The sequence below is a fragment of the Pseudomonas sp. GM41(2012) genome, from assembly GCF_000282315.2.
Classification (GTDB): domain Bacteria; phylum Pseudomonadota; class Gammaproteobacteria; order Pseudomonadales; family Pseudomonadaceae; genus Aquipseudomonas.
This window is the reverse complement of the sequence record NZ_AKJN02000008.1, coordinates 397,818-415,307: the sequence shown is the minus strand read 5'-3', so window position 1 is coordinate 415,307 and position 17,490 is coordinate 397,818. Positions and strand designations below refer to the sequence as shown.

20 protein-coding genes are annotated in these 17,490 nt (G+C 59.7%); 12 read left to right on the top strand and 8 right to left on the bottom strand.

Features of this window, described 5'->3' with window-relative positions:
* Positions 1–388 precede the first annotated feature (388 nt).
* Positions 389–526, top strand: coding sequence for a hypothetical protein (locus tag PMI27_RS31910; RefSeq protein WP_008156111.1), 138 nt, complete (start codon positions 389–391; stop codon positions 524–526).
* Between the two features lie 69 nt (positions 527–595).
* Positions 596–1,561, top strand: a complete 966-nt coding sequence (locus tag PMI27_RS06420; RefSeq protein ID WP_008156112.1) for a hypothetical protein — start codon at positions 596–598, stop codon at positions 1,559–1,561.
* A 201-nt stretch (positions 1,562–1,762) separates the two neighbouring features.
* Here PMI27_RS06420 and rluB read toward each other — a convergent pair whose 3' ends face one another.
* From rluB to PMI27_RS06445, 5 genes are all read right to left on the bottom strand, one after another.
* Positions 1,763–3,061 carry a 23S rRNA pseudouridine(2605) synthase RluB gene (rluB, locus tag PMI27_RS06425; RefSeq protein ID WP_008156114.1) on the bottom strand — a complete coding sequence of 433 codons (1,299 nt, stop codon included), beginning with the start codon at positions 3,059–3,061 and terminating at the stop codon, positions 1,763–1,765.
* A gap of 279 nt (positions 3,062–3,340) precedes the next feature.
* Positions 3,341–4,342: an SMC-Scp complex subunit ScpB gene (gene scpB, locus PMI27_RS06430; RefSeq protein WP_008156115.1), complete on the bottom strand. Its 1,002-nt coding sequence runs from the start codon at positions 4,340–4,342 to the stop codon at positions 3,341–3,343.
* Positions 4,343–4,353: 11 nt separating this feature from the next.
* The gene (locus tag PMI27_RS06435) at positions 4,354–5,175 is read right to left on the bottom strand and encodes a segregation and condensation protein A (protein ID WP_008156118.1); all 822 of its coding nucleotides are present in this window, start codon (positions 5,173–5,175) and stop codon (positions 4,354–4,356) included.
* A complete protein-coding gene (locus PMI27_RS06440; protein WP_033053560.1) occupies positions 5,176–5,805 on the bottom strand; it encodes an L-threonylcarbamoyladenylate synthase in 630 nt (209 codons plus the stop codon).
* Between the two features lie 13 nt (positions 5,806–5,818).
* The gene (locus PMI27_RS06445) at positions 5,819–6,682 is read right to left on the bottom strand and encodes a PHP domain-containing protein (RefSeq protein WP_033053481.1); all 864 of its coding nucleotides are present in this window, start codon (positions 6,680–6,682) and stop codon (positions 5,819–5,821) included.
* Between the two features lie 87 nt (positions 6,683–6,769).
* Between PMI27_RS06445 and PMI27_RS06450 the strand changes: the two genes are divergently transcribed.
* From PMI27_RS06450 to PMI27_RS06475, 6 genes are all read left to right on the top strand, one after another.
* Entirely contained in the window at positions 6,770–7,366 is a 597-nt protein-coding gene (locus tag PMI27_RS06450) for a septation protein A (protein ID WP_033053479.1), read from the top strand.
* Between the two features lies 1 nt (position 7,367).
* Positions 7,368–7,667 carry a YciI family protein gene (locus PMI27_RS06455; protein ID WP_008156126.1) on the top strand — a complete coding sequence of 100 codons (300 nt, stop codon included), beginning with the start codon at positions 7,368–7,370 and terminating at the stop codon, positions 7,665–7,667.
* A 109-nt stretch (positions 7,668–7,776) separates the two neighbouring features.
* Entirely contained in the window at positions 7,777–8,190 is a 414-nt protein-coding gene (locus PMI27_RS06460; RefSeq protein ID WP_008156128.1) for a hypothetical protein, read from the top strand.
* Between the two features lie 7 nt (positions 8,191–8,197).
* Positions 8,198–8,875, top strand: coding sequence for a response regulator transcription factor (locus tag PMI27_RS06465; RefSeq protein WP_008156129.1), 678 nt, complete (start codon positions 8,198–8,200; stop codon positions 8,873–8,875).
* 219 nt (positions 8,876–9,094) lie between these two features.
* Positions 9,095–9,547, top strand: coding sequence for a Spy/CpxP family protein refolding chaperone (locus PMI27_RS06470; protein ID WP_008156131.1), 453 nt, complete (start codon positions 9,095–9,097; stop codon positions 9,545–9,547).
* Positions 9,548–9,791: 244 nt separating this feature from the next.
* Positions 9,792–11,132 (top strand): sensor histidine kinase, encoded by a 1,341-nt coding sequence (locus PMI27_RS06475; RefSeq protein WP_008156134.1) that lies wholly within the window; start codon positions 9,792–9,794, stop codon positions 11,130–11,132.
* Between the two features lie 206 nt (positions 11,133–11,338).
* Here the strand turns inward: PMI27_RS06475 and PMI27_RS06480 are convergent, their stop codons facing one another.
* Positions 11,339–11,905 (bottom strand): NAD(P)H nitroreductase, encoded by a 567-nt coding sequence (locus tag PMI27_RS06480; protein ID WP_008156135.1) that lies wholly within the window; start codon positions 11,903–11,905, stop codon positions 11,339–11,341.
* A gap of 122 nt (positions 11,906–12,027) precedes the next feature.
* On the opposite strand from PMI27_RS06480, the gene PMI27_RS06485 reads away from it, so the two are divergent.
* Positions 12,028–13,482: a TrkH family potassium uptake protein gene (locus PMI27_RS06485; RefSeq protein WP_008156138.1), complete on the top strand. Its 1,455-nt coding sequence runs from the start codon at positions 12,028–12,030 to the stop codon at positions 13,480–13,482.
* On the opposite strand, the gene PMI27_RS06490 is transcribed toward PMI27_RS06485, so the two are convergent.
* Positions 13,439–14,500 carry an AraC family transcriptional regulator gene (locus tag PMI27_RS06490; protein ID WP_081757436.1) on the bottom strand — a complete coding sequence of 354 codons (1,062 nt, stop codon included), beginning with the start codon at positions 14,498–14,500 and terminating at the stop codon, positions 13,439–13,441. The genes PMI27_RS06485 and PMI27_RS06490 overlap by 44 nt on opposite strands.
* A 160-nt stretch (positions 14,501–14,660) precedes the next feature.
* Here PMI27_RS06490 and PMI27_RS06495 point away from each other — a divergent pair, with 160 nt between their 5' ends.
* Together PMI27_RS06495 and PMI27_RS06500 are read left to right on the top strand one after the other, a co-directional pair.
* Positions 14,661–14,972: an Mpo1-like protein gene (locus tag PMI27_RS06495; RefSeq protein WP_008156143.1), complete on the top strand. Its 312-nt coding sequence runs from the start codon at positions 14,661–14,663 to the stop codon at positions 14,970–14,972.
* Positions 14,973–14,999: 27 nt separating this feature from the next.
* Positions 15,000–15,590 carry an HD domain-containing protein gene (locus PMI27_RS06500; protein ID WP_008156145.1) on the top strand — a complete coding sequence of 197 codons (591 nt, stop codon included), beginning with the start codon at positions 15,000–15,002 and terminating at the stop codon, positions 15,588–15,590.
* Between the two features lie 137 nt (positions 15,591–15,727).
* On the opposite strand, the gene PMI27_RS06505 is transcribed toward PMI27_RS06500, so the two are convergent.
* Positions 15,728–16,543 (bottom strand): UDP-2,3-diacylglucosamine diphosphatase, encoded by an 816-nt coding sequence (locus tag PMI27_RS06505; protein ID WP_008156147.1) that lies wholly within the window; start codon positions 16,541–16,543, stop codon positions 15,728–15,730.
* A gap of 129 nt (positions 16,544–16,672) precedes the next feature.
* Here PMI27_RS06505 and PMI27_RS06510 point away from each other — a divergent pair, with 129 nt between their 5' ends.
* On the top strand, positions 16,673–17,437 hold the full coding sequence (locus PMI27_RS06510; protein WP_008156149.1) for a helix-turn-helix transcriptional regulator: 765 nt from the start codon (positions 16,673–16,675) through the stop codon (positions 17,435–17,437).
* Positions 17,438–17,490: the final 53 nt, after the last annotated feature.

Here is a 17,490-nt window from a genome sequence, read left to right as displayed (position 1 = left end):
GGCTGCCGGGCGGAAGGTTTTCCTTACATCCCTTCCGCAAGCGTCAAACCAAGGGCTTTGGGGCTTGATTTCGTCAGTATTTCTTTACATGCCGTAACGTAAATTTGCCGAATCAGATCTGACGTCAGGTTGACTGCAAATTGACGGTAGGACGTTTCCGTAGGGAAAGGTCGAGTTAGTTTTTTGTTTTTTATTAACAAATTGCTTAATGAAAAACAGAATAAAAAGTTCAAATAAATCTTATTTGATTATTTTTTTGCAATTTAAAAACCTGTGAACTAGGTTTTCAGCGACTTGCCGAGACGCATCGATCAGCAAGTTGGCGGGTTGTTCAATGACTGAAAACGCGCCGCAGCACTTACCGAAAAAGTCATCTAGGAGATTCACAATGCAAGCACTTGAAAAAGACTTGGAAACTGAACTGCAACTGGACGATTGGTTTGAAGCACCGACCCATGACGCCGCCGTTGAAATGATGCAAGCCGATGCGGTTGTTCCGTTCGGCACGGCGATGTGGCCTCTGTAAGACATCCCGGCAGGCACCATCCGGCCGGTTGTGCCTGCCACTTTTTTTCGGTTTGTCAGGGAGGACTACATGGATAAGCAACGCGCCATTTCGCATTTCCTTTACTACCTCGAACATCACCCTGCCCTTGCCGGCATCAACCCGGCGAAGGTCTTGCTCGGCCACACGGCTGATTACCAGGCACTGACGAGCGCCATCGCCGAACAGATCAGTGACAGCCCACGGTTCAGTTTCAGCGCAATGCGACTGGATCTGGAACCCACGGAATTGCTGGCCCAGGCGATTGCCGACAGCGATCTGTACATTTTCTTCTACGACTCTTCCACCCTGCCCAACCCACGCCCCGACGGCCCGGATTTTGTCCGCGCGCTGCAAGGCGTCATGGCCGAGAACTGGAAGAAGTCGCTGCTGTTCAAGGATTACGGCGATTACTTCTACGACACGTTCAGTGTCACCCCGCAGCGCATTGCCGGGTTGAACAGCCACTTGATCCAGCGCATGTCCCATGCCACCACGCTAAGTTTCAAAGATGATCACGGCTCGTGGTTCGAAACACCGTTGAGCAGTATCAAGAAGTGGACCGACATCAACGGTGTCGGCAACTTCGATCTGGCACCTGGTGAAATTGCCACGCACAGCGAAGCCATTAACGGCAGGGTCAAGTTCATGGGGACTTTTCTCAGTACCATTCCATTTGCCCGCAAATACGGGGTGCTGGAGTCGCCGCTGGAGTTGTGGATCGAGAACTCGACCATCAGCAAAATCGCCACCGAAGTGCCAGGGCTGGAACATGACTTCAACAAGTACCTGGAGGCCAATCCATCCAATCGACGGATTGAGGAGTTGGGGATCGGCACCAACGAAGGCGTGAAGACGCTGTATGCGCGCAATGCCGGGTTTGAGGAGCGCCATTGCGGGCTGCATCTGGGATTGGGCGGTGGCGCGAAGGGTAGTCATCATCTGGACCTGCTCTTCTCCAGCGGCGTGTTGGCGCTGGATGATGAGCCGGTGTTTGATGGGCGGTTTGTGTTTTAGCCACAAAGTAGGCGGTGCCGCTATGGGCCTCATCGCGAGCAGGCTCGCTCCCACAGGTAACCGCGTTCCTCCCTGACATTTCGGTCCACTGTGGGAGCGAGCCTGCTCGCGATGAGGCCCGAACAGTCACCACCTTACTTAAAATCAGACATAAAAAAACGCCAACCCGAAGGTTAGCGTTTTTTATGGGGCGCTTACCGATTACTCAGGCTTGCGGCGACCGAAGCCCGGACGCTGTCCCGAACCGGCTGGTGCACCACGGCGTTTGCCCGATGGCGCGTCCTTGTCGACCAGAACGATGCCTGGGCGCTTCTTCGCCGGTGCCTTGGCCGGGCGCTTGGTGTCGGAAGGACGGTCTGCCACGGGCGTACCGCGACCCGACTCACCACGAGACTCGCCACGACCGGCTGGAGCACCGCGATCGCTACGACCACCGCTTGGCGCACCGCGGCCTTCGCCGCGTTCGGTGCGACCATTGGCCGGACGTGGCGTGCGTGGACCGCGCTCGCCGTCAGCACGAGGTGCCGCTGGTTTGCGGGCTGGACGCTCGCCTTCGATATGCGGTTCGCGGGTATCACGCGGCGTAGCAGCGGTCTGGTTACCGATGGCTGGACGCAACGAACGCACGCGCTCGGTCTTGCCCATCGGACGCGACGATTTACGCTGCATGCGATCGAGCTTGTCTTTGCTCTTGGCGTTCATTTGCGGCATGGCCACCGGGGTCAGGCCGACTTCAGCACTCAGAATGTCGACTTCGTACTGGCTCATTTCGCGCCAGCGACCCATCGGCAGGTCGGAGTTGAGGAACACCGGACCGAAACGCACGCGCTTCAAACGGCTGACCACCAGGCCCTGGGATTCCCACAGACGACGGACTTCGCGGTTGCGACCTTCCATCACCACGCAGTGGTACCAGTGGTTGAAACCTTCGCCACCTGGCGCCTGCTTGATGTCGGTGAACTTGGCCGGGCCGTCTTCGAGGACGACGCCAGCTTTCAGACGCTCGATCATCTCGTCATCGACTTCGCCACGGACACGCACCGCGTATTCACGGTCCATTTCGTAGGAAGGGTGCATCAGGCGGTTGGCCAGTTCACCGTCGGTGGTGAACATCAGCAGACCGGTGGTGTTGATGTCCAGACGACCGATGTTGATCCAGCGACCTTCTTTCGGGCGCGGCATCTTGTCGAAAACGGTCGGACGACCTTCCGGATCAAGGCGGGTGCAGATTTCGCCGTCCGGTTTGTTGTACATGATCACGCGGCGTACCGACTCGGCGGCTTCTTCGCGCTTGATCACCTTGCCATCAATGGTGATGGCGTCGTGCATGTCGACGCGCTGCCCGAGGGTGGCGTCTTTGCCATTGACCTTGATGCGGCCGTGGCTGATCCAGGCTTCTACGTCACGGCGCGAGCCGACGCCGATACGGGCGAGGACTTTCTGCAGCTTTTCGCCCGCTGGGCCGATTTCCTGGTCGTCTTTCTGGTCGTTGATACTCATCTGGGCACCTCCCGGTGTGGTCTGTAAAACTGGGTACTTGGCGAAGGGATCGCCGAAGGGTCGGGAATCATACGCTCATGGGAGCGTTCGCGCATCAGAGACTAGCTGATCAATGGCGACTTACCTGTTTTTCCGCCGACCGGCTTGTGTAGGAGCCGAGCTTGCTCGCGATGACGTCGGCACATACAACATCAAAGTGACAGGAAGACCGCTATCGCGAGCAAGCTCGGCTCCTACAGTTTTTGAAGACCGTTCCAACGCGTAGGAACGATCAGGAGGTTAATCGTCTTCGAATGCGCGGCGTTCGGCCTCGATTGCTTCGGCGAGGGCCCGGGCTTCGGCTTCTTCGTCGGTCAACTCGGGCTCGGGCTTGTGTTGTTCAAGGGCGGCGACAGCGGCCAGGAGTTTCTCGCGAGCTTCGGCAACGCCAAGCACATCATCTTCCTGCTCTTCTTCCTGCTCTTCTTCGACTGTGGCTTCAGGCTCGACCTGAAGTTCAACCTCGATTTCAGGCTCGGGCTCAGGCTCGGGCTGATCCAGGATCTCTTCGGTGCCGGTCACCTCGCCATCGCGCAACAGATCGTCGAAGTCGGTCTTGAGCCCCTCCTCCATGGTGTCCAGTTCCAGCAACAGGGTGTGGAAACTGGTTTCTTCCTTCGGCTCTTCCGGCTCGGCGCTGGCGTCGGCCAACTCTTGCAGTGCGGCAGGCACCGGCGCGTCGTCGAAATCGAGCACTGGATCAGGCTCAAGCTCGCGCAATTCGGCCAGCGGTGGCAAATCGTCGAGGTTTTTCAGGTTGAAGTGATCGAGAAAGGCCTTGGTAGTCGCAAACATCGCCGGCTTACCCGGCACGTCGCGGTAGCCGACGATGCGGATCCACTCGCGCTCCAGCAAGGTTTTGACGATGTGACTGTTGACCGCCACGCCCCGCACGTCTTCGATCTCGCCCCGGGTGATCGGCTGGCGATAAGCGATCAGCGCGATGGTTTCGAGCATGGCGCGGGAATAGCGCTGCGGCCGCTCTTCCCACAAACGTCCTACCCACGGCGAGAACTTTTCGCGAATCTGCAAGCGGTACCCGGAAGCCACTTCCTTCAGCTCGAAGGCGCGACCGTCGCAGGACTTGGCGAGAATCGTCAGGGCTTTCTTGAAGACCGGCGGCTCGGGCCGCTCGCCCTCTTCGAAGAGTTCGAACAGGCGTTCAAGCGATTGCGGTTTCCCCGAGGCCAACAGAAAGGCTTCAAGCAGTGGCGCCAGCTCGCGGGGTTCAGTCAGGTTCATGATTCAACTCGTTATTCGGCTCGGGCCCGCACGTGGATCGCTGCGAACGGCTCATTCTGCACCAGCTCGACCAAAGATTCCTTGACCAGTTCGAGAATCGCCATGAAGGTCACCACCACCCCCAGGCGCCCTTCTTCGGCGGTGAACAGCTCGGCAAAGGGCACGAAACCGCCGCCCTTGAGGCGCTCCAGCACATCGCTCATGCGTTCGCGGGTGGACAGTGCCTCGCGGCTGACCTGGTGACTTTCGAACATGTCGCCACGGCGCAGGACCTCGGCCATGGACAACAACAGCTCTGAAAGACGCACGTCCGGCAACAGCTTGCGTGCCCGGGCTTCCGGGGCGTCGAGCTTGGGGACTACCACGTCACGGCCCACACGGCTCAGGCCATCGATGCCTTCGGCTGCGGCCTTGAAGCGTTCGTACTCTTGCAAACGGCGGATCAGTTCAGCGCGGGGGTCGTCTTCTTCGGCTTCGATCGTTTCGGCACGCGGCAGCAGCATCCGCGATTTGATCTCGGCCAGCATCGCAGCCATGACCAGGTACTCGGCGGCCAGTTCCAGGCGCACCGACTGCATCAACTCGACATAACCCATGTACTGACGAGTAATTTCCGCCACCGGGATGTCGAGGATGTTGATGTTCTGTTTGCGGATCAGGTACAGCAGCAGGTCGAGGGGGCCTTCGAAGGCTTCGAGAAAGACCTCAAGCGCATCCGGTGGAATGTACAGGTCCAGCGGCATTTCCATGACCGCCTGGCCATAGACCATCGCGAAGGGCAGCTCTTGCTGGGCTCCGGCCTGACTGTCGACAACGGGTTCTACTGCAGACATCTACGCCTCGGCCATGAACGGCGTCGGGTCGCCGCAGCCAACGCGGATCACTTCCGGCTCGCCGTCGGCGAGATTGATCACGGTGGACGCCTTGATCCCGCCGAAACCGCCGTCGATGATCAGGTCGACCTGATGCTCAAGCAACTGACGCATTTCATAAGGATCGGTCATCGGGTCGGTCTCGCCGGGCATGATCAGGGTCACGCTCATCAGCGGTTCGCCGAGTTCCTCCAGCAGCGCCAGGGCAATCGGATGGCTCGGCACGCGCAGGCCGATGGTGCGTTTTTTCGGGTGCAACAACAGCCGCGGGACTTCGCGGGTGGCGTTGAGAATGAAGGTATACGGACCCGGCAAGTGGGCCTTGAGCAAACGGAAAAGGCCGGTGTCGATCTTGGCGAACAGCCCCAGTTGCGACAGGTCGCTGCAAATCAGTGCGAAGTTGTGCTTGTCATCCAGTCCACGCAACCGACGCACGCGCTCCACGGCATTCTTGTCGCCGATCTGGCAACCAATGGCGTAGGACGAGTCTGTGGGATAAATCACCACCCCGCCGCTGCGGATGATCTCGACAGCCTGTTTGATCAGGCGCGCTTGCGGGTTTTCCGGATGAATCTGGAAAAATTGACTCACATTCTCTACCTGTTCAGACGGCGGCAATAATTGGGTCATGTTTGAATCGACACCACAGTGGCGGCAGATCCTCCGGGAGCGGGCGGTACTCACCGATCTCGGACCAGCCTCCAGGGCCATGAAAATCACTGCCGGCGCTGACCAGCAGACCGAACTCACGGGCGAGAATCGCCAGGCTGCCCACTTGCTCGGCGGGCTGATGGCCATTGACCACTTCGATTGCGTGGCCCCCTGCTTGAATATAGTCAGAAATCAGGCGGCGACGCTTGCTGCGAGTGAAATCGTAGTGCCACGGATGCGCCAGGCTGACCCAGGCCTTGGCGGCACGCAGGGTTTCGACCGTGTCTTCCAGGGTCGGCCAGTGTTGCTTGACGTCCCCCAGCTTGCCGGCGCCCAGCCATTTGCGGAACGCTTCGGCGCGATCCTTGACGAAACCTTCACGCACCATCCAGTCGGCGAAATGCGGACGGGCCGGCGCGTTGCCGCTGTCGCCCAGTTCCTGCTGGATCGCCCGGGCACCTTCCAGCGCACCCGGCATGCCTTTCAATGCCAGTTTTCGGCTTATTTCTTCGGACCGTAACCAGCGGCCATCGTGCAATTTTGCGATGGCTTCGACCAACGGTACAGCGTTGACGTCGAAACCATAGCCCAGCACGTGAATGGTCGCGCCGCCCCAGGTGCAGGACAATTCGACGCCGTTGACCAGTTGCATCCCCAGCGCGGTCGCCGCACTGCGAGCCTCGTCGAGGCCCTCGAGGGTGTCGTGATCGGTCAAGGCCAGGACTCGCACGCCTTTCTCGAACGCACGCGCAACCAGTACTGCAGGCGCGAGAGCGCCATCGGAGGCCGTGCTATGGCAGTGCAAATCAACATTCACAGGACTTTTTTACCTCAAATCAGCTGGCGCTATCGCGCGCCCATATGTTTGTTATTATGCCGCCACATCCTGCTTCTGGCTGCCACTGTGAAACAATTCATCGATTTCATCCCGCTTCTGCTGTTCTTCATCGTCTTCAAACTCGATCCCCGGGTCGTCGACATCGCCGGTCACGAGTTGACTGTAGGCGGTATTTACAGCGCCACCGCCATGCTGATCATCAGCTCCCTGGTGGTTTACGGCACGCTGTTCATCAAGCAGCGCAAGCTGGAGAAGAGCCAGTGGCTGACCCTCATCGCCTGCCTGGTCTTCGGCAGCCTGACCCTGGCGTTCCACAGCGAAACCTTCCTGAAATGGAAAGCCCCGGTGGTGAACTGGCTGTTCGCCCTGGCGTTCATTGGCAGCCACTTCGTCGGTGAGCAACTGCTGATCAAACGCATCATGGGCCACGCGCTGACCCTGCCGGAGCCAGTCTGGACTCGCCTTAACATCGCCTGGATCGGGTTTTTCCTGTTTTGCGGTGCCGCCAACCTGTTCGTCGCGTTCACCTTTCAGGACTACTGGGTCGACTTCAAAGTCTTCGGCAGCCTGGGCATGACGCTGCTGTTCCTGGTCGGCCAGGGCATTTACCTGTCCCGCCACCTGCACGACGCCGATACCACTACGCCAAAAACCGAGGACTGACATGCTTTACGCAATCATTGCCACAGACGTCGCCAACTCCCTGGAAGCCCGCCTGGCCGCACGGCCTGCACACCTTGAGCGCCTGCAAGTGCTCAAAGGTGAAGGTCGCATCGTTTTGGCCGGTCCACACCCGGCGGTCGACAGCAATGATCCGGGCGCTGCGGGTTTCACCGGCAGCCTGATCGTCGCCGAATTCGATTCCCTGAGCGCCGCACAGGCCTGGGCCGACGCTGATCCGTATATCGCCGCAGGCGTCTACGCCAACGTTTCGGTCAAACCGTTCAAGCAAGTCCTCCCGTAATTTCTCCCCGCACGATGAACCTTGTCGGTTCATCGTGCTCTCAACGCTCATTATTCTCGTTTACCGGCCGACAACCTGCCCAATACTCGTATTGGAATCAGGAGTGGCGATGCGCAAAGGTCCGTTGTGTCTGATGTTGGTGACGTTGTCGATTGTGGCCCCTGCCCACGGTGAAGAAAGCGCCGAGGGCGGTAGTTCCACGCCATTGTCCCTGAGCGCCGGCAGCCAGATCACCCAGTTGCAACAGCGCTTGAAGGTAAGCGAACAGCAACGAGAAGAACTGAGTAAACAACTGCAAAATACCGATGCCGAACGCGAAAGCGCTCAGCTGAGCCGGTTGCGCCAAGAGAATCAGCGCCTCAAGCTGCAACTCAAGGAAACCCAGGCCAGCAGCCCGCTGCCGCGTCTATTGACCGACCAGCAACAGTGGTTCGTCATCGGCGCCGGGGTAGCGCTATTGGCGCTGCTCTGCGGTATCTTCGCCAGTGGTGCCACCAGAAAACGTAGGCAATGGCTAAATTGAGTGAGTCATGAGCGAGCTGTTATTAATTGATGATGACCAGGAGCTGTGCGAGCTCCTGAGCAGTTGGCTGAGCCAGGAAGGCTTCCACGTCCGCGCCTGCCACGATGGTCAGAGCGCCCGTCGCGCACTGGCCGAAACGTCTCCGGCAGCCGTGGTGCTGGATGTGATGCTGCCGGACGGCAGCGGCCTGGAGCTGCTCAAGCAATTGCGCAGCGATCATCCGGACTTGCCGGTGCTGATGCTCTCGGCTCGCGGCGAACCACTGGACCGCATCCTCGGCCTGGAACTCGGCGCCGACGATTACCTGGCCAAACCGTGCGACCCACGGGAACTGACCGCCCGCCTGCGCGCCGTGTTGCGCCGCAGTCATCCGGCAGCCGTCTCCAGTCAGCTCGAACTGGGCGATCTGTGTTTCAGCCCGGTACGTGGCGTGGTCAGCATCGATGAACAGGAATTCACCCTCACCGTCTCCGAAAGCCGTTTGCTCGAAGCCCTGCTCAAGCAACCCGGCGAGCCGCTGGACAAACAGGAACTGGCGCAAATCGCCCTTGGCCGCAAACTGACGTTGTACGACCGTAGCCTGGACATGCACGTCAGCAACCTGCGCAAAAAGATCGGCCCGCACCCCGACGGTCGCCCACGCATCGTGGCCCTGCGCAGCCGCGGCTATTACTACAGCCTCTAATCCCGAACATCTCCCCCGTAGGAGCACGGCTTGCCGGCGATGACTATCTCAAGGACGCCATCGCCGGCAAGCCGTGCTCCTACGATGTCTGTAAGTTTTGTCAGGTCGGCGAGAAATCGTCTTTACCCAAGCTTTACGCTCCGCTGACCGCCGCTGACCTTGATCTCCGTAATCTGTACTCATCCGGAACGTACCGGGAACGAGACAAGGAGATTCACCATGCGCAAGACTCTTATCGCTCTGATGTTCGCTGCCGCCCTGCCAACCGTTGCCATGGCCGCCATGCCTGAAGGTGCCGGCCCGATGGGTGGCCCGATGGACGGCTCACGCCATGGCGGTCAGATGCACGGCATGCACGGTAAAGGCCCGTACAGCCAACTGGACCTGAGCCGCGAACAGCGCGAGCAGATCCGCAAAATCATGGGCGAGCAGATGCACGAGCGTAAGCAAGTGGTCGAAAAGTACCTGGAGAAACTCTCGCCAGCCGACCAGAAGGCCATGAAAGATGAAATGGCGGCCAACCACAAGAAAGCCGAAGCCGACGTGCGTGCCTTGCTGAAACCGGATCAACAGAAGCAATTCGACGAGATCCAGAAAAAACAGGCTGAGCGTCGCGCCGAATGGGCCGAGTTCAAGGCCTGGAAAGCGCAACAGCCGCAAAAGGCGCAATAATGCGTTAACCCCCAGACCCGACGGCTAACACCGTCGGGTCTGTTGCCATTCAGTTCAATGTGGGAACGAGCTTGTGTGGCGAGGGGGCTTGTCGGAACGCCGCACCGCCCCGTTCGGCTGCGAAGCAGTCGTAAACCTGTTTGACTTTGAAATGCCGGGGCCGCTTCGCGACCCAACGGGGGCAAGCCCCCTCGCCACATTGGCCCGCTCCCACATGGGATTTGTGTTTGTCTGAGGATTTTCTGTGCGCTCATTGTTCTGGCGTATTCTGGCCAGCTTCTGGTTGGCCATCGCTCTGGTTGCAGGGCTTTCCATTCTGCTGGGGCACATGCTCAACCAGGACGCGTGGATTCTCAGCCGCCATCCGGGCCTCAATACTTTGGCCGAACAGTGGACGCAAACCTACGAATCACAGGGTGAAGACGCGGCCCAGGACATTCTGGAACAGCGCAAGCGCCAGTATCACATCGACGTTCAAGTGCTCAACGAGAGCGGTGATCCGGTGGTGCGCGGCACCTTCCCACGCAGGGCGGCCGCCTTCGAAGCGCGACAGAACAACGACGACCGTCGCCTGCCGTGGCGTCGTCTGACCGCGGAGTACACCAGCGAAAAAACCGGCGACACCTACCTGCTGATCTATCGAATTCCGCACCCGGAGCTGGACGCGTGGCACCGCGAAAGCCTGCTCTGGCCGTTGAGTGCGCTGGGTATCGCGCTGGTGGTCCTGACCTTGTTCAGCCTGTTCGTGACGATGTCCATTACTCGCCCACTCAACCGCTTGCGCGGCGCGGTGCATGATCTGGGGCAAACCACCTACCAACAAAACAGCCTGGTAAAACTGGCCAACCGGCGCGATGAGTTCGGCGTGCTGGCCAACGACTTCAACCGCATGGGCGCGCGTCTGCAAAGTTTGATCGGCAGTCAGCGGCAGTTGCTGCGTGATGTGTCCCATGAGCTGCGTTCACCGCTGGCCCGGCTGCGCATTGCGCTGGCTCTGGCCGAGCGGGCCAACCCTGAAGAACGGCAAAAACTCTGGCCGCGCCTCACTCGGGAGTGCGACCGACTGGAAGCGCTGATCAGCGAAATCCTGGTTCTGGCGCGGGTCGATGCCGACAACGCCAGCGCTGAAGAGGTTGATCTCAATGCGCTGCTCAACACCCTGCAAAAGGATGCTCAATTGGGTTCGCCGGAGCAGAACGTGCACCTTGAGGCCGAGCCGCAGCTGAACCTTAAAGGCTGGCCGACGATGATCGAGCGCGCCCTCGACAACCTGCTGCGCAATGCTCAGCGGTTCAACCCGGTGGGGCAATCGATTGAAATGCAGGCGATGCGTCAGGGTGAGCGGATTGTGGTCAGTGTGCGCGACCATGGGCCGGGTGTAGAGGCTGCGCATTTGAGTCAGTTGGGCGAGCCGTTCTACCGGGCGCCGGGGCAGACGGCGGCTGGACATGGATTGGGATTGGCGATTGCGCGCCGTGCGGCGGAACGGCATGGCGGGAGTCTGGTGTTGGCTAATCACCCGGAGGGCGGGTTTATCGCCAGTCTCGAATTGCCGTTGGTGCCTGGGGCTATGGTGCAGCTCTGAAATCCGCCCCTCACCCCAGCCCTCTCCCCACGGGGGAGAGGGGGAAAGGGAGCAGATCGGGGGGCATTTCATATCCTGAGTTCAACTCGGATTTTCAGGTCGATGCCGCTCCAAGAACACCTCGATCAGTCCCCTCTCCCTCCGGGAGAGGGTTAGGGTGAGGGCTGGATCGCAATGATTCACCCCTCACTCACAAACGACCGCTCTCAGCCCTTGGAAGGCCAGGCGCTGACGAATTCAGCCAGGTCGACTTTCTCCGCCACGCGCGGTTCTTTCTGCGGCGTGCCAAGGTAAAGAAACGCAATCACCTCTTCCCCTTCCGCCAAACCCAAGCCCTTGGCCACATGCGCCGAATACGCCAGCTCACCCGTGCGCCACACCGCGCCAATCCCTTGCGCATAAGCCGCCAGCAAAATCCCGTGAGCCGCACAGCCCGCCGCCAGCCGTTGTTCGGTTTTCGGATATTTAACGTGATCCTGCAACCGGGCGATCACCACAACCACCAGTGGCGCGCGCAGTGGACCGTTACGCGCCTTGTCCAACGCCGCTTCGGACACTTCACTGTCCTGCAGCTTCGCCGCTTCGGCCAGCAACTCGCCCATTTGCTCGCGCGCCGCGCCTTCGACTGTCAGGAAGCGCCAAGGCTGCAAGTGGCCATGGTCTGGCGCTCGCATCGCGGCGCCAAACAGCACTTCACGCTGTTCTGCGGTGGGCGCCGGTTCTATCAGTCGTGGAACGGAAACACGGTTGAGCAAAGCGTCGAGAGCCTGCATCGGCCACCTCCTGAAAAAAATGTGAGGCTATTCTAGCTGCAACCACCTCGGGAGTGCCGGTTTACATAGCAGACCCCACAGGTAGAATGGCGCCCTTCCCTATTTCAGCCCGAGCGGACTTCATGGCGTTGCCGACCTTACGTCTCATTGGTTTCATCATCGGCATCTTCCTGATCACCCTGGCCATCGCCATGGTCGTGCCCATGGCCACACTGGTGATTTTCGACCGCACCAGCGACCTGACGTCGTTCCTCTGGGCGAGCATGATTACCTTTGTCGCCGGCCTCGCGCTGGTCATCCCCGGTCGCCCGGAACATGTACACCTGCGCCCGCGAGACATGTACTTGCTGACGGTCAGCAGCTGGCTGGTGGTGTGCATCTTCGCCGCGCTGCCGTTCCTGCTGACCCAGCACATCAGCTACACCGACTCGTTCTTCGAAAGCATGTCCGGCATTACCGCCACCGGGTCGACGGTGCTCACGGGCCTGGACGCCATGTCCCCTGGCATTCTGATGTGGCGCTCGTTGCTGCACTGGATCGGCGGCATCGGCTTTATCGGCATGGCGGTAGCGATTCTGCCACTGCTGCGCATTGGTGGCATGCGGCTGTTTCAGACCGAGTCGTCGGACCGTTCCGAAAAAGTCATGCCCCGTTCGCACATGGTGGCGCGTTTGATCGTTGCGGCCTACGTCGGCATCACCATTATCGGCAGCCTGGCGTTCTGGTGGGCCGGGATGAGCCCGTTCGATGCGATCAATCACGCGATGTCGGCGATCTCCACCGGTGGTTTCTCAACGTCCGACCAGTCTCTGGCCAAGTGGACGCAGCCGGCGGTGCACTGGGTGGCGATCGTCATCATGATCCTCGGCAGCCTGCCGTTCACCCTGTATGTAGCGACCTTGCGCGGTAATCGCAAAGCACTGATCAAGGATCAGCAGGTTCAAGGCTTGCTCGGCATGTTGCTGGTGACCTGGCTGGTGCTCGGCACCTGGTACTGGTGGACCACCCAGTTGCATTGGCTGGAGGCGCTGCGGCATGTGGCGCTGAACGTGACCTCGGTGGTAACAACCACAGGATTTGCGCTGGGGGACTACAGCCTGTGGGGCAACTTCTCACTGATGCTGTTCTTCTACCTGGGTTTTGTCGGCGGCTGCTCGGGCTCGACCGCCGGCGGGATCAAGATTTTCCGCTTCCAGGTCGCGTACATCCTGCTCAAGGCCAACCTTAACCAGTTGATTCATCCACGCGCGGTGATCAAGCAGAAGTACAACGGTCACCGCCTCGACGAAGAGATCGTGCGTTCGATTCTGACCTTTTCGTTCTTCTTTGCCATCACCATCTGCGTGATCGCACTGCTGTTGTCGCTGCTCGGCGTGGACTGGATGACCGCCCTTACCGGCGCAGCCAGCACGGTGTCCGGTGTTGGCCCGGGCCTGGGCGAGACCATTGGCCCGGCGGGCAATTTCGCCACCCTGCCGGACGCGGCCAAGTGGATTCTCTCGTTCGGCATGCTACTGGGCCGACTCGAGATCATTACGGTGTTTGTTCTGTGTATTCCGGCGTTCTGGCGTCACTGACAGGCGCAAGCGCGCCCATCAGCCGCGCCCGGTACTCGCCAGGGGTGGCGTCGAACCAGCGGCGGAAAGCACGGAAGAAGTTGCTCGGATCGGCGAACCCCAGCAGGTAGGCAATTTCCAGCAAGGTCATGGTCGGCTGCGCCAGGTATTGCTCGGCCAGTTCACGCCGGGTGTCGTCCAGCAACGTCTGAAAACTCGTGCCCTCTTCCTGTAGGCGTCGCTGCAAGGTGCGTTGCGACAGGTGCAGCGTCTGCGCCACGGTATCGCGCTTGGGTTCGCCCTGGGGCAGCAAACGGCACAGCACCTGTCGCGCCTTGTGGGTCACGCGACTCTCGGAAAATCGCGCCAGGTATTCACCGGCAAAACGGTCATGCAACAGCGCCATCGCCTCGTTGGCGGTAGGCAGCGGTGCCTCCATGTCAGCGCGTTCGAAGATCAAGGCGTCATACGGTGCGTTGAACACCAAAGGCGCATGGAAGGCTTGTTTATAAGGTTCGAGATCGGCGGGCTCTTCGCCCTGCACCAGCACCTTGCGCGGTTGCAGGGTGCGCCCGGTCAACCAGCCGCACAGCGCCAGGGCACAGGCCAGTGAAGCTTCGGCGCTCTGCCGGGTCGGTGGCAGATGGTCGCCGTGGACCGTCAGAATCAGCGCGTAGCCTTCTTCCAGCAATCGGAAACTCAGGTCGGCACTTTCCGCAATGATCCGCTGATAGCGCACCAGCCGTTGAAAGCCTTCGGCCAGGGTCTGGCTGGACATCAAGGCGTAACCGGCCACATGAAAGGAGGCCGGTCGCACTACCTTGCCCATGTTCAGGCCAATCGCCGGGTTACCGGACAGCTCAACCGCGCGCTGCCACAGTCGCGTCATGGAATCTTGCGGGAAGCGCGCGTCCGGATCATCCAGTGCCGCGTAGTCGAGCCCCAGCTGTTTGAACAGCACCCGGCAATCCAGGCCGTCCATCTCCAGAGCTTTGACAATCCCCATCGCCCAGCTTGCAGAAGTCGTTCGTTCGCTCATGTCGTCCACTTACATGATGAGCCGCATGCTACGGCCAATTTCCGAAGGATACTAAAGTGGCGCCTATTGTCACTGGCTGATGCCAATGATCACTCTAGACTCAAATAAGCTACCCGCAGAACAACTTGCAGTCAGAACAGTAACCACAGAGATCGCAGTCGTGGAAAACATCAAACGTTTCAACAGCTTCGCTGAGTTCTACCCGTATTACCTCAGCGAACACAGCAACAGCACCTGCCGACGACTGCACTTTATCGGCACGACGCTGGTTATTTTCATCCTGGCCCTGACCATCGGCAAAGGCGCCTGGCTGCTGTTATGGGCCCTTCCTCTGGCGGGTTACAGCTTCGCCTGGGCCGGGCATTTCTTTTTCGAGAAGAACCGTCCCGCGACCTTTCAACATCCGTTTTACAGCCTGCTCGGCGATTTCGTCATGTACCGAGACATGATTCTGGGTCGCGTGCCGTTCTAGGCGCAATGAACCACAGGAGGAGAGCCGATGAACGCCCACGCCCGTTTCACCCACATGCAGGACGGCACGCAGGAAGACTGGGCAATCATCGCCGCAGATTTCAGTGCCTATGCGAGGCAATTGCCGACACGGATTGTGGCGCACCTGAAATTACTGGAGGGTGATTTTGGCGGCTTCCCGGTGGATCGTCTGACCCATTCCCTGCAAACCGCCAGCCGTGCCTGGCGTGATGGCCGCGATGAAGAATACGTGGTCTGCGCACTGCTTCACGACATCGGCGACACCTTGGGTTCCTACAACCACCCGGACATCGCTGCGGCAATCCTCAAGCCGTTCGTCAGCGCCGAGAACCTGTGGATGGTCGAGAAACACGGAATTTTCCAGGGGTATTACTTCTTCCATCATCTAGGGATGGACCGGCATTTGCGCGAGCAATTCAGCGGGCATCCGCAGTATCAGGCGACGATTGAGTTTTGCGCCAAATATGACGCAGCGGCGTTTGATCCGGCGTATGACACGCTGCCGCTGAGCTTCTTTGAGCCGATGATGGAACGGTTGTTTGCGCAGCCCAAGTACTCGATTTACAAGGTGGCGATGGAAGAACACGCGTCGGCCTGATAAATCTTGGGGACTGCTGCGCAGTCCATTCGCGAGCAAGCCCGCTCCCACAGGTGACCGAGTTCTTTCAGGAAAACACGATCAAAAATGTGGGAGCGAGCCTGCTCGCGATGGGGCCTGCCCAGACACCCTGATTTTCAGGCGGGCTCTGCGATTTTGATGGCTTTCAACTCGGCCTCCCGCGCCTGGGCATCCGCCAGTCGATACAACTCGATCGATCCGTCCCAATGCTCGATCAGCGCGGTGCACGACTCCACCCAATCCCCGCAATTGAGGTAGTCCACCCCGCCGACCTTGCGTATCTCGGCATGGTGAATGTGCCCGCACACCACGCCGTGCAACTCGCGTTTGACGCATTCGTGAGCGATGGCTTCTTCGAAATCGCTGATGAAGCTGACCGCGGTTTTGACCTTGTGCTTGAGGTACGCCGACAGCGACCAGTAACCGTAGCCATAGCGTGCGCGCCAATGGTTGAGCCAGCGGTTGAGGGTCAGGGTGAATTCGTAGGCCGAGTCGCCGAGAAAGGCCAGCCAGCGGTGATACCTCGTGATCACGTCAAACTGGTCGCCATGAATGACCAGAAGATGGCGACCATCGGCGGTCACGTGCACGGCTTCATCCACCAGTTGGATATTGCCCAGAATCAGCTTCGAATAGCGGCGCAGGAATTCGTCGTGGTTGCCGGTGACGTAGATCACCTCGGTGCCGCGCTTGCTCATGGTCAGCAAGCGGCGGATCACATTCGTGTGCGCCTGAGGCCAGTACATGCCGCCGCGCAGCTTCCAGCCATCGATGATGTCGCCGACCAGGTAGATCTTGTCCGCGTGATAGCCCTTGAGAAACTGCGACAGGTGTTCGGCCTGGCAATCCCGGGTGCCCAGATGCACGTCGGAAATCCACAAGGTTCGCACACGTTGCTTACGACTGGGTTTGGCGAGCTCGGCGCTGGTCATGGGCAACCCTCTGGAAAAGTTTTTACAAGCTTGCGCCGGTCGGGTTAATCGCCCATGACAGTGGCGAGTCAGTCCTGTGACAGCGCCCGGCCGGTGTAGACTGACCGCACCTTGACCAGGAGACCTGCGATGAGACCGATCCTCACGCTACGCCAATACACTCATGACCTGATCGTCCACAGTCACGACCACGCGCAACTGGTGTTCGGGCTGTCGGGTGCGCTGGATTTCGAGGTCGACGGGCATGGCAGTCAGGTGGTTCAACAGAGTTTCGTGGTGGTGCCGTCCGGTTTCCATCACGCCTGCGGTAGCGCCAATGGCAGCCGTTGCCTGGTGCTGGATGTGCCCAGCGACCAATGGGTTTCTCAGTCCCTGGGCGATCACGCCGAGGCCAGCCGTCGTTTGCTCGACAACGCCGGTCGCCTGCCCCTCGATGCCGGGCAAAGCCAATTGGTCAGTTGGTTGGCGGGCAGTCAGGTCAACGATCCATTGATCGCGCAACAAGGCGCGGTGTTGTTGCTGGCCAGCCTCAACAACGCCAAACCCGAGATCGTCGGCGGTCGGCGCCTGCCTTATGCGGCGCTGAATGCGCACATCGATCAGTACGCCGCCTATCCACTTCAAGTCGCCGATCTGGCACGCGTCGCCGGTCTGTCCAGCGCTCGGCTGCATGCGCGGTTCGTTGCTGAATGCGGGCAGACGCCGATGGATTACATCCGCAGTCGACGTTTGCATATCGCTGTGGGACTGCTGCGGGATTCGCCATTGCCCATCGGCGAGGTTGCCAGTCGGGTCGGTTACAGTTCCCAGAGTGCATTTGCTGCAGCGGTGTTGCGGGAGTTTGGCGCATCGCCTGGCAAGTTGCGCCGAGAGGCTGGCGACAAAGGACGATAGTCTGGCGACAGACACAACGGGAAGTTGCGCGGTTCAATATAGGGCCTGGTTTT

What these genes read in the sequence shown, in the direction of transcription:
- PMI27_RS31910 (WP_008156111.1), top strand. Translation starts at nt 389, where the DNA reads ATGCAAGCACTTGAAAAAGACTTGGAAACTGAACTGCAACTGGACGAT.
- PMI27_RS06420 (WP_008156112.1), top strand. Translation starts at nt 596, where the DNA reads ATGGATAAGCAACGCGCCATTTCGCATTTCCTTTACTACCTCGAACAT.
- rluB (WP_008156114.1), bottom strand. Translation starts at nt 3,061, where the DNA reads ATGAGTATCAACGACCAGAAAGACGACCAGGAAATCGGCCCAGCGGGC.
- scpB (WP_008156115.1), bottom strand. Translation starts at nt 4,342, where the DNA reads ATGAACCTGACTGAACCCCGCGAGCTGGCGCCACTGCTTGAAGCCTTT.
- PMI27_RS06435 (WP_008156118.1), bottom strand. Translation starts at nt 5,175, where the DNA reads ATGTCTGCAGTAGAACCCGTTGTCGACAGTCAGGCCGGAGCCCAGCAA.
- PMI27_RS06455 (WP_008156126.1), top strand. Translation starts at nt 7,368, where the DNA reads ATGCTTTACGCAATCATTGCCACAGACGTCGCCAACTCCCTGGAAGCC.
- PMI27_RS06460 (WP_008156128.1), top strand. Translation starts at nt 7,777, where the DNA reads ATGCGCAAAGGTCCGTTGTGTCTGATGTTGGTGACGTTGTCGATTGTG.
- PMI27_RS06465 (WP_008156129.1), top strand. Translation starts at nt 8,198, where the DNA reads ATGAGCGAGCTGTTATTAATTGATGATGACCAGGAGCTGTGCGAGCTC.
- PMI27_RS06470 (WP_008156131.1), top strand. Translation starts at nt 9,095, where the DNA reads ATGCGCAAGACTCTTATCGCTCTGATGTTCGCTGCCGCCCTGCCAACC.
- PMI27_RS06480 (WP_008156135.1), bottom strand. Translation starts at nt 11,905, where the DNA reads ATGCAGGCTCTCGACGCTTTGCTCAACCGTGTTTCCGTTCCACGACTG.
- PMI27_RS06485 (WP_008156138.1), top strand. Translation starts at nt 12,028, where the DNA reads ATGGCGTTGCCGACCTTACGTCTCATTGGTTTCATCATCGGCATCTTC.
- PMI27_RS06490 (WP_081757436.1), bottom strand. Translation starts at nt 14,500, where the DNA reads ATGAGCGAACGAACGACTTCTGCAAGCTGGGCGATGGGGATTGTCAAA.
- PMI27_RS06500 (WP_008156145.1), top strand. Translation starts at nt 15,000, where the DNA reads ATGAACGCCCACGCCCGTTTCACCCACATGCAGGACGGCACGCAGGAA.
- PMI27_RS06505 (WP_008156147.1), bottom strand. Translation starts at nt 16,543, where the DNA reads ATGACCAGCGCCGAGCTCGCCAAACCCAGTCGTAAGCAACGTGTGCGA.
- PMI27_RS06510 (WP_008156149.1), top strand. Translation starts at nt 16,673, where the DNA reads ATGAGACCGATCCTCACGCTACGCCAATACACTCATGACCTGATCGTC.